At 64.2% G+C, this 14,222-nt stretch carries 11 protein-coding genes; 5 read left to right on the top strand and 6 right to left on the bottom strand.

All coding sequences use genetic code 11. The features are described from left to right. A complete protein-coding gene (locus ACLB0R_RS10620) occupies window positions 1-2,043 on the bottom strand; it encodes a DUF3857 domain-containing protein (RefSeq protein ID WP_416643716.1) in 2,043 nt (680 codons plus the stop codon). A gap of 82 nt (window positions 2,044-2,125) precedes the next feature. Next, entirely contained in the window at window positions 2,126-3,310 is a 1,185-nt protein-coding gene (locus ACLB0R_RS10615) for an acyl-CoA dehydrogenase (RefSeq protein ID WP_416643717.1), read from the bottom strand. A 168-nt stretch (window positions 3,311-3,478) separates the two neighbouring features. Between ACLB0R_RS10615 and ACLB0R_RS10610 the strand changes: the two genes are divergently transcribed. The 4 genes from ACLB0R_RS10610 to ACLB0R_RS10595 all read left to right on the top strand — a co-directional run bounded on the left by ACLB0R_RS10610 (window position 3,479) and on the right by ACLB0R_RS10595 (window position 9,738). Then, window positions 3,479-4,348, top strand: a complete 870-nt coding sequence (locus ACLB0R_RS10610) for an HpcH/HpaI aldolase/citrate lyase family protein (RefSeq protein WP_416643718.1) — start codon at window positions 3,479-3,481, stop codon at window positions 4,346-4,348. Window positions 4,349-4,515: 167 nt separating this feature from the next. Beyond that, the gene (locus ACLB0R_RS10605) at window positions 4,516-7,713 is read left to right on the top strand and encodes a cytochrome P450 (protein WP_416643719.1); all 3,198 of its coding nucleotides are present in this window, start codon (window positions 4,516-4,518) and stop codon (window positions 7,711-7,713) included. A gap of 115 nt (window positions 7,714-7,828) precedes the next feature. Next, entirely contained in the window at window positions 7,829-9,388 is a 1,560-nt protein-coding gene (locus ACLB0R_RS10600; RefSeq protein ID WP_416643720.1) for a WS/DGAT/MGAT family O-acyltransferase, read from the top strand. Continuing rightward, window positions 9,388-9,738, top strand: a complete 351-nt coding sequence (locus ACLB0R_RS10595) for a phasin family protein (RefSeq protein ID WP_416643721.1) — start codon at window positions 9,388-9,390, stop codon at window positions 9,736-9,738. The genes ACLB0R_RS10600 and ACLB0R_RS10595 overlap by 1 nt, the downstream gene beginning before the upstream one ends. A gap of 610 nt (window positions 9,739-10,348) precedes the next feature. Here ACLB0R_RS10595 and ACLB0R_RS10590 read toward each other — a convergent pair. The 4 genes from ACLB0R_RS10590 to ACLB0R_RS10575 form a co-directional block, all read right to left on the bottom strand. Continuing rightward, window positions 10,349-11,149, bottom strand: coding sequence for an esterase/lipase family protein (locus ACLB0R_RS10590; protein WP_416643722.1), 801 nt, complete (start codon window positions 11,147-11,149; stop codon window positions 10,349-10,351). A gap of 181 nt (window positions 11,150-11,330) precedes the next feature. After that, entirely contained in the window at window positions 11,331-11,867 is a 537-nt protein-coding gene (locus tag ACLB0R_RS10585; RefSeq protein WP_416643723.1) for a GNAT family N-acetyltransferase, read from the bottom strand. Next, a complete protein-coding gene (locus ACLB0R_RS10580; protein WP_416643724.1) occupies window positions 11,864-12,940 on the bottom strand; it encodes an alpha/beta fold hydrolase in 1,077 nt (358 codons plus the stop codon). Before ACLB0R_RS10580 ends, ACLB0R_RS10585 begins: the two co-directional genes overlap by 4 nt. Then, window positions 12,937-13,326, bottom strand: a complete 390-nt coding sequence (locus ACLB0R_RS10575) for a hypothetical protein (RefSeq protein WP_416643725.1) — start codon at window positions 13,324-13,326, stop codon at window positions 12,937-12,939. Before ACLB0R_RS10575 ends, ACLB0R_RS10580 begins: the two co-directional genes overlap by 4 nt. A gap of 109 nt (window positions 13,327-13,435) precedes the next feature. Between ACLB0R_RS10575 and ACLB0R_RS10570 the strand changes: the two genes are divergently transcribed. Then, complete coding sequence (locus ACLB0R_RS10570) at window positions 13,436-14,215, top strand: class II aldolase/adducin family protein (RefSeq protein ID WP_416643726.1); 780 nt, start codon at window positions 13,436-13,438, stop codon at window positions 14,213-14,215. Window positions 14,216-14,222 lie beyond the last annotated feature (7 nt).

The following is a 14,222-nucleotide window of genomic DNA, read 5'->3' as shown; positions in this document are numbered from 1 at the left end:
CTATTTGGTAGTCTTGGCCAGCAGGCAAGGTACGTCGTCGCGAGCCCAATCACCCTCGTATGTTGCCGGTACTCGCTGGCCATCGCCAACGGCCATTTTATGGCGCGTCGGGCTGTAAAAGATATAGCCCATGCTGTTGTCGAACTGAGCAATTCGCTCATTATCGCGCCGCGCCACGGTGGGGCTGATTTCCCGATCCTCGACGCGCGACGTGCGTATCATGCGGATGGCGCCGTCGCGCATTTCCCATGCGCGAAAGTAGTGCCGCCCAAACAATATGGTGTCAAAGCCCTCTTTGGATTCCCAATTGGCAGGCGCTGTTGCGATCGGCAGGCGAACCGTTGTCGCGTAACACTCATATTCTGGCTTTTGGTAAAATGGTGCCTGCTGATCCTGGTCGCTGGAGCGGACGCGGCGCTCGGGTGGCGAAAATCCGCCCCCTGGCAGAGCAAGTGACCGCGCCCCGTCGCCGTCTTTATCCCAATTTACGATGCCCATACCCTTTATTGTCAAAATGCTGGCGCCGGCACCCGTATCATATCGCCAGTCGACAGCGTCGATCTGCTGAAACGTGTCGCCAACTGCGTGCTGTCGAAATGCGCTGAGAAGCTGATCGGGCGATGCCGCCGACAAGGCGATCTGTTGCTTCAGCCCCTCAATGCCGCGGATAATTGTTGTCGACGTAATCGGCACCGGTTTGTCGAAGCCGGTGCGTGCATCGATTTCGAATAGATGGATTTCGTCCGGGGTCGCTTGCGGTGCCCACTTAATCTCTTGCAGAGGGCTACCCTGCGTCGTCAATGGCAGATACCAGCCAAACGAATAACGCGGGCGGAGCGTCGGCACGGCAACGGGGGGCAGCGTGGCGTCCATCCAATAGCTGGCGCCGTTGATCGTCGCCTTGACCAGGACGTGATCGAACAGCGCTGGTATCGGGAGCCGATCCTGCAAATCGTCGTCGTTGCCGCTGCTGTTGATAATCACCGGCTCCGCATTGATGCCGAGCTCTCCGAGCAGCGCCAGTAACAGCGCAGTTTTGGCCTTGCAGTCGCCATAGCGGCGCTGCCACGTTTCCTCAGCCGTTGCGGGCGTCAGGTTACCTCCGTTCAATCCGACATAAACATAGCGCACGTCCTGCTGTACCAGCTTTAGGGCCGCCGCTGCTCGCGCCATGGGATCGGGCTGCGCCGCAGCGATACGTGCTGCCTCGGCCTTGAGCGGTGAGCCAGGGGCGAGCTTCGCCGCGCTGACATAGAGGGGCGCAAACTTTCGGGAAAGCGCGGCCCAATCTCCATATCGACTGAACTGCACCACCCGTTGCCACTGATAGCGTGGAGGCGCATCTTTGGGAGGCGAGATTATCGTGGGGTTGTCGAGCTGCACATCCAGGGCACGATCGCCTCTGGTGATCGCCTTCGCCAGATCGTCGCTGATCTTAATCTGAGGCGTTTGTTCATTTTCCCAGCTAAGACCAAGATGATAGCGCCCGGGCGCAATGCTCTGTCCGATCGTCAGCAAGCCGGCGGTGTCTGCTCCAAGCGTTGGGTCGCTGTCCGGGACGGTTAGATCGACCTCAAGCTCATCACCGACCCGCAGATCGGGAACGCGCAGCACGGCGGTGAGGACGCCGTCCAGCATGGCTGCTTCGAGCTGATTTTCGCGGCGCAGGATGTCAAACGACGTGCTGGCAAGGACGTCAATCGCCTGACCACCGCGATACACCTTGACTTCATGAACGGTCGGCGCGCCGGCTGCCGGATTCCATGATATAGCAATGTTACCAGCCTCAAGCGCGCTCGGCTGCAGGATCGCGACGCGGTATCCGACATAATTCAGTGCGCCATGACTGGATAGATGCGTCTCCAGATCCTGTCGTCGAATAAAAACCGCGCCACTAGGTGACGCGGGCACCGGGAGCAGTGCAGACGGCCTCGTCCAATCGGGAGGTGGTCCGCGATGCACTTTATCATCCTGCGCGTCCTTGGCCTGCGCATGCGCTGCGGCAGCCACTAGCGACAACAGCCCGAAAACGATGATTCGCATGAAAAGTTACCCCCGGTCGGGAGCGAAGGTGGCAGATTAAGCCTCGCCTTCCAAGGGGTTGTTGCGGCGCCCCAAGCGCCCCCTAAAACGCCGCAATCCCCGTAATCGCCCGGCCCAGGATCAGCGCGTGCACGTCGTGCGCGCCTTCATAGGTGTTGACCGTCTCCAGGTTCATCAGGTGGCGCATCACCTGATATTCGGCGGAGATGCCGTTGCCGCCGTGCATGTCGCGCGCCGCCCGCGCGATATCGAGCGCCTTGCCGACATTGTTGCGCTTGACGATCGAGATCATCTCGGGCGCGAATTTGTGCGCGTCCATCAGCCGGCCGACGCGCAGGCTCGCCTGCAGCCCCAGCGCGATTTCGGTCGCCATGTCGGCGAGCTTCTTTTGATAGAGCTGGTTGGCGGCGAGCGGCTTGCCGAACTGCTTGCGGTCGAGCCCATATTGCCGCGCGGCGTGGTAGCAGAATTCCGCCGCGCCCATGCTGCCCCAGCTGATGCCGTAACGCGCGCGGTTGAGGCAGCCGAACGGCCCCTTCAGCCCCTGCACATTGGGGAGCAAGGCGTCCTCGCCGACTTCCACCTCGTCCATCACGATCATGCCGGTGATCGACGCACGCAAGCTGAGCTTGCCCTCGATCTTGGGGGTCGACAGCCCCGCCATGCCCTTTTCCAGGATGAAGCCGCGAATGCCGCCGCCATGCGTGTCGCTCTTCGCCCAGACGACGAACACGTCGGCGATCGGCGCGTTCGAAATCCAGGTCTTGGTGCCGGAAAGCTTGTAGCCGGTCGCGGTCTTCTCGGCGCGGGTCAGCATGCCGCCGGGGTCGGAGCCGGCATCGGGCTCGGTCAGGCCGAACGCGCCGATCCATTCGCCCGTCGCGAGCTTAGGCAGATATTTCAGCCGCTGCTCCTCCGAGCCGTACTCGTAAATGGGGTGCATGACGAGGCTCGACTGCACCGACATCATCGAGCGATAGCCCGAGTCGATCCGCTCGACTTCACGCGCGATCAGGCCATAAGCGACATAAGTCGCGCCGACGCCGCCATAAGCCTCGGGGATGGTCGGCCCGAGCAGGCCGAGCGCGCCCATCTCGCGGAAAATCGAGGGATCGCTGGTTTCGTTGTTGAACGCCTCGATCACGCGCGGGGCGAGCTTGTCCTCGGCATAGGCATGCGCGGTATCGCGGATCAGCCGCTCATCCTCGCTCAGCTGGTCCTCGATGTCGAAGGGGTCCGCCCAATCGAACCGGCCCATGGTGCTCATCGCGTGCTCCTGCGTTTCTCTCCGGGCGGCCTATGCCCGCCGCGTCTTATTTGTCCAGCCGCGACCATACACCACCGTTCGCCCCGAGCGAAGTCGAGGGGCGGGGGCTGAGCGAAGCGTGTCTCGACTGCGCTCGACACGAACGGTGTTTTGGGGTGAGGTTGGGGCATGACCACACGCCCGCTTCGCTCTGCGCTCTATCTCCCTGCCTCCAACCCGCGCGCGATTGAGAAGGCGCGGACGCTGGCTTGCGATGCGGTGATCCTCGATCTGGAGGATGCGGTCGCACCCGACCAGAAGACTGCCGCGCGCGACGGAGCGGCGGCGGCGTTCCGCGAGGGCGGGTTTGGGCAGCGGACGACCGTGCTGCGCGTCAACGGCCTCGACACGCCCTGGGGTGCCGACGACCTGAAAGCCGCCGCCGCGCTGCCGATCGACGCGGTGCTGCTGCCCAAGGTGAACGAGGCGGAGGATGTGCGCCGCGCCGATGCCGCGCTCCGCAAGGCGCCGAAGGGCCTGAAGCTGTGGGTGATGATCGAGACGTGCCTGGCGATCGGGCATCTGCAGGACATTGCCGATGGCGCCTTGTGGTCCCGGCTCGGCGGGTTCGTCATCGGCACCAATGATCTCGCGCTGGAGCTGCGCGCGCGGCGGGGCGCCGACCGGGCGGGGCTGCTGCCCTATCTCGCGCTCAGCGTCGCGGCGGCGCGGTCGCGCGGACTGGCGGTGCTGGATGGGGTGTGCAATGACTTCCACGACCTCGATCGCTTCCGCGCCGAAGCCGAGCAGGGGCGGGCGCTGGGGTTTGACGGCAAGACATTGATCCACCCGGCGCAGATCGAGCCGTGCAACGCGGCGTTCTCGCCCACCGACGCCGAAATCGCCCGCGCCCGCAGCATTGCCGCCGCCTTCGCCGACCCGGCCAATGCCGGCAAGGGCGCGATCCAGATCGACGGGCGCATGGTCGAGCGGCTGCATTTGGTCGAGGCTGAGCGGGTGCTGGGGATGGCGGGCGCCCCAGACAAACCCTTTCCCTAAACGTCACCCCGGACTTGATCCGGGGTCCCGCTTATTCTTCCGTTGGTTATGGCAGCGGGACCCCGGATCAAGTCCGGGGTGACGGGGAAAGCCTGGGCAACCGCACCCCCCAATTGCACTCTCCCCCAACCTATGGTCTTGTGCGCAGCATAAGACGGGGAGCGACGATGGCCACGCTGATCGACGACGTTGCGCAGATCCCGTCGCCGCCTGCCTTGCCGATTGTCGGGCATTTGCCGCTCATCGCGCGGCAAGGGCTGATGGGCTATCTGCTCCACGTCAGCCGCGATTTCCCCGACGGCATCTTCAAGCTGAAATTCGGCAGCCGCATCGGCGTCTTCGTCACCAACCCCGATCTCGCCGCCGAGCTGTGCGACGAGAAACGCTTCCGCAAGATGCCTGGCCCCGGCCTGCGCGTGGTGCGCAAATTCGCCGGCGACGGGCTGTTCACTGCGTTCAGCGAGGAGGAGAATTGGGGCAAGGCGCACCGCATCCTGCTGCCGGCGTTCAGCCAGCGCGCGATGAAGGGCTATTTCGACTTGATGCTCGAGACCGCCGATGCATTGGTCGGCAAATGGTCGCGCGCCTCGGGGGCCGACGTGCTCGTCGCCGACGACATGACGCGCTTCACGCTCGATTCGATCGCCCTGGCGGGGTTCGGCCACCAGTTCCACAGCTTCGAGAAGGACAAGCTCGATCCGTTCTTGGAAGCGCTCGGTCGGGCGCTCGGTGAGTCGCTCAACATCATCACGCGCATGCCGTTCCAGAAGCCGTTCGCGGGCCGCGCGGCGCGCCAGTTCGATGCCGACATCGCCGAGATGAACGCGCTGGTCGACGGCATCATCGCCGAGCGCCGTGCGCATCCGAGCGACGGGAAAGACCTGCTCAACCTGATGCTGACCGCCACCGACCCGGAAACGGGCGAGCGGCTGGACGACGTCAACATCCGCTATCAGGTGCTGACTTTCCTGATCGCGGGGCACGAAACCACGTCGGGCATGCTGACTTTCGCCTTCCATTATCTGCTGCGCAACCCGCATGTGCTGGCGCAGGCCTATGCCGAGGTCGATCGCGTGCTGCCGGGCGACACCCGCCCCGATTACAGCCACTACGCGCAATTGGATGTGGTCGAGCGCATCCTGAAGGAAGCGCTGCGGCTGTGGCCGACCGCGCCCTCATTCAGCCTGGCGCCCTTCGAGGATGAAGTGATCGGAGGCAAATGGCTGATGCGCAAGGACCGCCCTGTCAACATCTTCTCGCCCGGCCTGCACCGCTTCCCCGGCGCGTGGGAGAACCCCGAAGAGTTCGACATCGATCGCTGGCTGCCCGAGAACGAAGCGCAGCATCACCCGCACAGCTACAAGCCGTTCGGCAATGGCGAGCGTGCGTGCATCGGCCGCCAGTTCGCGATGGTGGAGGCCAAGCTTTGCCTCGCGATGATCCTGCAGAAATTCGCGATCAGCGATCCCAATATCTACCGGCTGCGCATCAAGGAAACGCTGTCGATCAAGCCGGACGGTTTCTACATGCGCGTGCGGTTGCGCGGGCCGCACGAGCGGATGGTGGTGCCGGTCGCCCCTGCACCCAAGGCGGAGGCGGCGCCCGCCGCGGCCGTTTCGGGCAATGGCCGGCGCTTCGTCGTCCTCTACGGCACCAGCCTGGGCACCGCGCGCGACATTGCCGAGGAAATCGCCGAGCGCGCCAATGTCGACGGCTTCGAAACCGCCGTCCGCTCGATGGATGAAGGCTTTACCGGCGGCTATCTGCCCGAGGACAAGGTGATCGTCATCGTGACCGCCACCTATAACGGTCGCGCGCCCGACAGCGCGGTCGAAATCGAGCGGTTGATGGATTCGGGCCAGGTCGATCAGCTCGACTGGACGAGCGCGCAATATGCCGTGCTCGGCATCGGCAACAGCCAATGGCCCAATTACCAGCATTTCCCCAAGCGCGTCGACGAGACGATTGCCGCGCTGGGGGCGAAGCGGTTGTTGCCGCGCGGCGAGGCGGATGGGCAGGGCGATTTCGACGGCGCGGTCGCGGCGTTCGTGCGCGATCTGTGGAAGGCATTGGGCAGCGATGTCGCCCCGTCCGAAGCGCGCTCGACGCTGTCGCTGCAGCCGGTCGATACCGCCGAGGCGCGGCTGCAAGTGCTGCCCGAGCATGCCCAGCAGCTCGAAATCGTCGCCAATGACGAGATGGTCCAACCGGCGGACGGCCTGTGGGATTTCGCCATCGAGCCGCCGCGCCCCTCCACGCGCTTCGTGCGGCTGCGGCTGCCGGAAGGGCAGAGCTACAACACCGGCGACCACATCGCGATTTATGCGCAGAACCGGCCCGATCTGGTCGAGCGCGCGATTGCCCGGCTGGGGCTCGACGGCGCGGCGATGCTGCGGATCGACGGGCAGGGCGGCCGCTTCCGCCACTTGCCGCTGGGGCAAACGGTGACGGTGCGGCAATTGCTCAGCGAATTCGTCGAACTCAGCGACACGCTGCCGCGCCGCGCACTCGCGGTGATCGCCGAGCAGACCCGTTGCCCCGATACCAAGGCCAAGCTCGCCGCGCTCGAGAGTGATTTCGACGCGCAGGTGGCGGCGAAGCGGCTGACCATCCTCGATTTGCTCGATCTCTATCCGGCGGCCGAATTGTCGCTCGACAATCTTGTCGAACTCTCCGCCGCAATCGCCCCGCGCTTCTATTCGATCGCCTCGTCACCGCTTAACGACCCGCATATCGCTGATCTCATCGTCGGCACGATGGAAGCGCCTGCATGGTCGGGCCTGGGCCAGCATCGCGGCTTCGCGTCGAGCTATATGCAGATGGTCAAGCCCGGCGATCACGTGTTCGGCTATGTCCGCCGCCCCAATCCGCCGTTCGCGCCGCCCGCTGACCCTGCGGTGCCGATGATCCTGATCGGCCCCGGCACCGGCTTTGCGCCGTTGCGCGGCTTCATTGCCGAGCGCGCCGCACAAGCGGCCGCCGGCGCACCCATCGCTCGCAGCCTGTTGTTCTTCGGTTGCCGCCACCCCGATCACGACTGGTATTGCCGCGCCGAGATGGAAGCCTGGGGCGCGACGGGCGTGATCGAGCCTTACATCGCTTTTTCCGCGCTGGCCGGGCATCGCTGGCGATACGTCCAGAACGCGCTGTGGGACGAGCAGGAGCGCGTCTGGGCGGCGATCGAGGCGGGCGCGCATATCTTTGTGTGCGGCGACGGCAAGTATATGGCGCCGGCGGTTCGTGGTACGCTGATCCGGATTGCTGCGCAGCAATCGGGCGGCGACCATGACAGCGGATCGGACTGGCTGGAAGCGATGATCGAGCAGGGCAGGTTCCACCAGGACGTGTTCGGGTTCGGGAAGTAGCGTTTCGTCACCCCAGCGAAAGCTGGGGTCGTTTTGATCGGCTAGCGACCCCAGCTTTCGCTGGGGTAACGGAGTTGTATTTTGGCGTCCATAAGAGGCGCGGGAGAGAGAAAAAATGCAGCAATTATCCGGGCAGGACGCATCGTTCGTCTATCTCGAAACGCCGCACACGCCGATGCATATCGGCTCGGTCGGCATCTATGATCCGTCCACCGCGCCGGGCGGTTTCGTCCGCTTCAAAGATATCCTGCGCTTCATCGAAAGCCGGCTGGGCGGGGCGCGGAGCTTCCGTCAGCGGCTGGTGCGCGTGCCGTTCGATCTCGACCATCCTTACTGGATCGAGGACCCGGAATTCGATCTGGAATATCATGTCCGCCACATCGCATTGCCTAAGCCGGGCGATTGGCGCCAGCTCGCCATCCAGGTCGCGCGCCTCCATTCGCGCCCGCTTGATCTCAACAAGCCGCTCTGGGAATTCACGATTATCGAAGGGCTCGACAATGTCGCCGGCCTGCCGCCCGGCTGTTTCGCGCTCGTCGCCAAGGTGCACCATGCCGCGATCGACGGCATGTCGGGCGTCGAGATGTCGGCGGCGATCCACGATATCGATCGCTTCATGACGCCGCGCAACGCGCCCGACGAATGGAAACCGGAGAATATGCCGCGCGTCGCCGATCTGCTCGCGCGCAGCTATTTCAATTCGCTCGTTCAGCCGATGCGGGTGATGGAAACGATTGGCCGCTCGCTGCCCGGCATGGCGCGGCTCGCGGCAACCGTCGGCAAGGGCGAAGTCAGCTTGTCCAACACCCGGCTCGCGCCCAAGACGCGCTTCAACGCCAAGGTGTCGGCGCATCGCGTGTTCGACGCCGCGCCCTTTCCGCTGAAAGACATTCGCGCGATCAAGGAAGCGGTGCCGGGCGCGACGGTGAACGACGTTATCCTCGCGATTATCGGCGGCGGCTTGCGGCATTATCTCGACGCGAAGGGCGAACTGCCGAGCGATACGCTCTCCGCTATGGCGCCGATCTCGGTGCGCGGCGAAGGCGAGAAGGAAGCGCTGGGCAATCTCGTGTCGGCCATGGTCGTCGGCCTCGGCACGCAGATCGCCGATCCGCTGCAGCGGCTGCAATTCGTCCATGACGAAGCGCAGAATTCGAAGGCGATGACCGGCGCGGTCGGCGCGCGGACGCTGACCGATTACAGCCAGCTGATCCCCTCGGGCCTCGCGGGGCTCTCGGCGCGGCTCTACACGCGGGTCGGCGCGGCGAATGCGCATGCCCCGCTGTTCAACGTGGTCGCGACCAACGTGCCGGGCAGCCGCATTCCGCTCTATTTCTGCGGCGCGCAGATGGTGGCGATGTACGGGCTCGGGCCGATTTTCGACTCGATGGGCCTGATCAACACCATCTATTCCTATGTCGACACCATCGCGATTTCGTTCACCGCCGATCGCAACATGCTGCCCGATCCCGAAGCTTATGCCGATGGCTTGCGCCGCGCGTTCGAGGAACTGAAGGCAGCGACGGCGGCCGCCGCATCGGCTGCGCCGGCCAAGCCGAAGCCGGCGGCACCCAAGGCAGCGGCGGCGCCCAAGGCCGCGCCGCGCAAGGCCGCTGCGGCAAAGCCCGCCGCCAAACCCGCATCCACTACCCGCAAGACCAAGGAGACCGTGTGATGGCCACGCCCAAAAAGCCCACATCAAAAGTCCGCGAGACGATCCAGGAAAAGCTGGTCGAACCCGCCAAGCAAGCCGGCGAACGCGCCCGCGCCTCGGGCGCCAAGCTCGCCGAAAGCGGCCCCGCGATCGGCAGCAAGATCATCGATCATGCCGAAGCCAACACCCGCGAAGCCTTCGCCGCGATGCGCGCCGCGACCAAAGCCAAGGACTTGACCGAAGTCATGAAAATCCAGGGCGATTTCCTGCGCGAACAAGGCGCCCGCAGCATGACGCAAGCGCGCGAAATCGGCGAGCTGATCCTGTCGATCGGCAAGGACGCGGTGGGGACGTTGCGGGGGAAGGAGTAAGGGGGCGGTCGAACCCGATCTTGCGCCCGCAACGGGGTAGGGAGCGGATGCCCGCTTTCGCCGTCGCCCCGTGCTTGACACGGGGCTTGGCTTTTCTTCGTCCGCCGCCACAGCGATAGTCGCCCCGTGGAGAAGGGCGGCTGGGTATACATCATGGCAAACCGCTACCGTGGCGCCTAGTCAGCGCTGCTCTGTTATGATCCGCATCGAAGAGCCGTTGGCCGTAAGATGATCAGGCGCCGGCTCAATGATCTCCAAGGGGTTCAGAGGGCGGAGTTTTCTTCAGTAAGGCAAAAACAACATAGCTCGTGACGATACCGATCGGCAGAATAGTCGATCCGAATATGCCAAACAGAAAACTCAATGACGTTAGGACATGTTCGTATCGGTAGTTGATGTTAGCCAACAGGCCTATGGTTAAGCATCCTAATAAGCCAATGAATGGCAAAAATAGACAGCTCACCAAGCGTGCAAGGGCTCGGCTGCGACCCTTAGCCTCGATCCATCGCCCGAGGGTAAGGCAAATAATTGTCGTCAAGGCGATGTAGCATACGACGTATGCAAGACCGAAAGCTATGCTGCCCAAGGTCTCGTCGTTCAACATATTCAGCTACGCCCGCCCCACCTCCGGATACACCAGCGCCCGCAGTCCGCCGCGCTCGAATTTGTGCCAATCGCCGTCTTTCTGCGCCAGCCGGTCGGCGATGGCGTAGAGGACGGTGGGGTTGACGCCCAGGCCGCAATGGCTGCCGTGCACCTCGATATTGTCGGTCTGTGCTGACGCCGGCTCGCGGCAATTCTGCCAGGCGACGATGCCGTCCTCGCGCGAGTAGATGGCGGTAGAGGGTACCGGCGGCGGCAGCGCGCTTTCCTTCAGCTGCTCACGCGTATCCTTGTCGTCGATGCGCTGGCCGGTCAGCGTTTCATAAGTGCGCCACACATTGCTCGCGCGCGGGCTGCCGGCAAAGGGCGAGCCGAGCGTGATCACCTGGCGCACCGCCTGCGGCAGGCGGCGCGATACCTGGCGCGCCATCACCCCGCCCAGGCTCCAGCCGATCAGACTGATACGCTTGCCGGTCTCGCGATGCGCGCTTTCGACGCGATCGATGAGCTTCTCGCCCATCCAGCCGATCGCGCGGGGCCCTAGATTGCGGCCCAGGTCCCAGGGCAGCGCGTCATAGCCGAGCCGATCGAGGAAGCCGCGCAGCAGCGTCGTCGACGCATCGCTGGTGACGAAGCCGGGCAGCACCATCACCGGATGGCCATCGCCGCGCGGCGAAAGCGCGAGCAGCGGCGCGGCGCTCGGCGCGAGCGAGCTCAGTTCGGCCAGCGCGCGCGGCAATTCGGTCAGCGCGAGCAATAAAGACGGCGCGCGAACCGGCTCCGCATGTATGGCGGTATGAGCATTCATCGGGCACTCTCCTGCATAACCGTAAGATCATGATTTTCATTGTTGTTATCGAAACCGTTATCCCCGCGTAGGCGGGGATCCATTGGCGCTGAACGTTCAACATCTCGCCTGCGGAAGCCAGAATGGATTCCCGCCTTCGCGGGAATGACGAAGGTTGATGAAAGGTCGGAACAGCGCAGCATCATTCGCTCCAGCCAAAGGCCTGGTGACTGGCCGCGACGCGCCCCGCGTCATAGCTCAGGATCACCAGATCATGGGTCGCGCCCGCACGATCGCGGACATGGTTGCGCAGCATTGCTTCGCCGAGAAAGCCTAAACTCTCGAACAGCGCGACGGATCCCCGCTGGTCGGGCGTCATCCGCGCGATGAGCTTGGCGACGCCGTGCTCGGCGGCGATCGCGAAGATCGCTTCGAGCAGATCGCGGCCCAGGCCGTGCCCGCGCTTGTCGGCGGCGACGAGCAGGCGGACTTCGCCGACATGCGGGCTCCAGCCGAGCGGATCGCGCACCAACGCGGCGGTGCCGACGATCGCGCCGTCTTCCTCCGCCACGAGGCTGTCGATAAAGCCCTCGTCGATCGCGCCGACCCAGGCATCGACGACGCGGGGGTGCTGCAAGTCTCTCCCCAGAAACAACAAATCATGATCGGGCAGCGCTTTGGCGAAGGCAAGCATCGGGTCGCGATCGCCAGCGGCGAAGCGGCGGATGGAATGGCTCATGTCGATCGCTCCGATAACCAGCTCGCCAATTTGGGCCATAGCCGGCGAATGGCATTGCCGCCGGCGACCAGGCTGACATGGCCGCCTTTCAACTCGACCGCTTCCTTGTCGGTCGAGCCGACCATCTCGATCAGCGGCGCCGAGGCGGCAGACGGCACGATATGGTCATGCTGCGCGGTAACATGCAGAAACGGCACGGTAATCCGGCTGAGATCGACGCGGCGCCCCGCCACCTCCAGCGTGCCATGATAAAGGCGGTTGTCCCACATCAGCGCCTTGGTCGTCTCGCGGAAATATTCGCCGGCGAGCGGCAGCATGTCGGCGGTCCAGCGATCGAACATGCGGAAAGACTTCACGAATTCGTCATTCCACATATTGTCGTACAGGCGGATGTTGGAGGCGACGCGCGCGCCGGGGCGCAGCATGTCGAAGGCGGTGTAGAGATAATCGGCCGGGCAATTGCCGAACGTCTCGACCAGCCGATCAACATCGAAGAACCGCCGATCCGCCCAGGCCTGGAACATCTCCATCTTGCTGAAATCGATCGGCGTGGTGAAGCAGACCAGATTCTGCAGCGGCCCCGGCGCTTCCTGCAGCCCCGCCCAGATCGTCGATAGCACGCCGCCCATGCAATAGCCGACCACGGTGACATCGGGCTCGCCGGTTTCCTCGATCACCCGGTCGATGCACGCCGGGATGAAATCGAGCACATAATCGGCAAGGCCCAGGTCGCGTTCATCGGCGCGCGGTGCATCCCAATCGAGCATGAACACGTCGAAACCGGCCTTCAGCAGATATTCGACCAGGCTCTGCCCCGGCACCATGTCGAAGATATAGCCGCGATTGGTCGTCGCCATCACCAGCAGCAGCGGCACGCGATAGACCTCATCGACCAGCGGCCGGTAATGATAGAGGTTCATCGTGCCGCGCTGGATCAACCGGTCCTTGGCGCTCGCCCCGAGCACAGGTGCGGATGACAGGAAGTAGCCGAAGCCCTTGATATTCCGCTGCAACGCACGATCGAACTCGACGCGGGCGCGATCGAGCAACCCCGGTTGATCGGCTTCGCTCACCCTTTGGCCGGGCCTGGCGACGGCGGCTTGCGGGTCCGCGCGGGCTTGGCGGCTGGCGGCACCGGCTTGCCGGGCGTCACGGATGCTGCGGCTATGCTGCGCAGCATCGCCTCGATCCGCGCCACGCTTTCCTCGACCCGCGCCAACCGTGCGGACATGTCGGCAATGTCGGCCTTGCTCGGCATTTGTGCGGCATCGAGCGCGCGCGCCATCATGTCGTCGCGGACTTCGCGGGCTTTCATTGCTGCGCTGGTGGCGCCGTGCATCGCGCGGCTGAACTGGCCGGTCTTGAGCAGCTCGGCGCCCCACTGGTTCGCCATGTTCTCCCACTGGCCCAGCATCTCGCGAAACAGCGCGGCAGGATCATTGGGGGTGTCGCCAGCCATGATGCTGTATCATCCACCTGACAGACTCGCGCGTCAAGCGGTTGTGGCATGGCCAATGCCGCGCGACTGTCCTATAAGGGCAACAAGACGAAATTCAGGAGAGGCGAGCATGGCCACCGCGCTTAAAATGAGCAACAGCGTCCGCGATCAGGTGTCGGCGGAGGAATGGCAGGCGCGGGTCGATCTCGCCGCCGCGTATCGCCTCGTCGCGATGTATGGCTGGGACGATCTGATCTTCACCCATCTCTCCGCGCGCGTGCCGGGGCCCGAGCATCATTTCCTGATCAATCCCTACACCCATATGTTCGAGGAAATGACGGCGAGCGCGCTCGTCAAGATCGATGTCGAGGGCAATCAGGTCGATGGCGATCCCGCGCCGGTCAACAAAGCCGGCTTCGTCATCCATTCGGCCATCCACATGGCGCGCGAGGATGCGCATGCGGTGATGCACTTGCATACGCCTTATGGTCAGGCGGTGTCGGCGATGGCGGAGGGGCTGCTGCCGCACACCCAGACCGCGATGATCGCCGGGCACGACGTCGCCTATCACGAATATGAAGGCATCGCGACCGACCTTGAGGAGCGCGAGCGGCTGGTCGCCGACCTCGGCACCAAGCACACGATGATCCTGCGCAATCACGGCACGCTGGCAGTCGGCGCGACCGTCGCTCAATGCTTCCTGCGGCTCTATTTCCTCGAGCGCGCGTGCGAGGCGCAGGTGCACATGCTGTCGGCCGGGCGCGACGGGCTGTATAACCCGCCGCAGGGCGTGGAGCACAAGGTCGAGGAGCAATCCTCGGGCGCCGGCATGGCGATGCTGGCGCAGGGGCTGGCGTGGCCGGCGCTGCTCAGGAAGCTCGACCGGCATAATCCCGGGTATGCGGAGTAGCGATCAC

Source organism: Sphingomonas sp. GlSt437 (assembly GCF_048015635.2).
GTDB lineage: Bacteria > Pseudomonadota > Alphaproteobacteria > Sphingomonadales > Sphingomonadaceae > Sphingomonas.
The sequence above is the reverse complement of the archived record's forward strand: the minus strand, read 5'-3'. Positions and strand labels throughout refer to the sequence as shown.

Coding starts and splice junctions, on each gene's coding strand:
- ACLB0R_RS10595 (WP_416643721.1), top strand. CDS start 9,388: ATGGCCACGCCCAAAAAGCCCACATCAAAAGTCCGCGAGACGATCCAG.
- ACLB0R_RS10585 (WP_416643723.1), bottom strand. CDS start 11,867: ATGAGCCATTCCATCCGCCGCTTCGCCGCTGGCGATCGCGACCCGATG.
- ACLB0R_RS10590 (WP_416643722.1), bottom strand. CDS start 11,149: ATGAATGCTCATACCGCCATACATGCGGAGCCGGTTCGCGCGCCGTCT.
- ACLB0R_RS10610 (WP_416643718.1), top strand. CDS start 3,479: ATGACCACACGCCCGCTTCGCTCTGCGCTCTATCTCCCTGCCTCCAAC.
- ACLB0R_RS10615 (WP_416643717.1), bottom strand. CDS start 3,310: ATGAGCACCATGGGCCGGTTCGATTGGGCGGACCCCTTCGACATCGAG.
- ACLB0R_RS10570 (WP_416643726.1), top strand. CDS start 13,436: ATGGCCACCGCGCTTAAAATGAGCAACAGCGTCCGCGATCAGGTGTCG.
- ACLB0R_RS10605 (WP_416643719.1), top strand. CDS start 4,516: ATGGCCACGCTGATCGACGACGTTGCGCAGATCCCGTCGCCGCCTGCC.
- ACLB0R_RS10575 (WP_416643725.1), bottom strand. CDS start 13,326: ATGGCTGGCGACACCCCCAATGATCCTGCCGCGCTGTTTCGCGAGATG.
- ACLB0R_RS10620 (WP_416643716.1), bottom strand. CDS start 2,043: ATGCGAATCATCGTTTTCGGGCTGTTGTCGCTAGTGGCTGCCGCAGCG.
- ACLB0R_RS10600 (WP_416643720.1), top strand. CDS start 7,829: ATGCAGCAATTATCCGGGCAGGACGCATCGTTCGTCTATCTCGAAACG.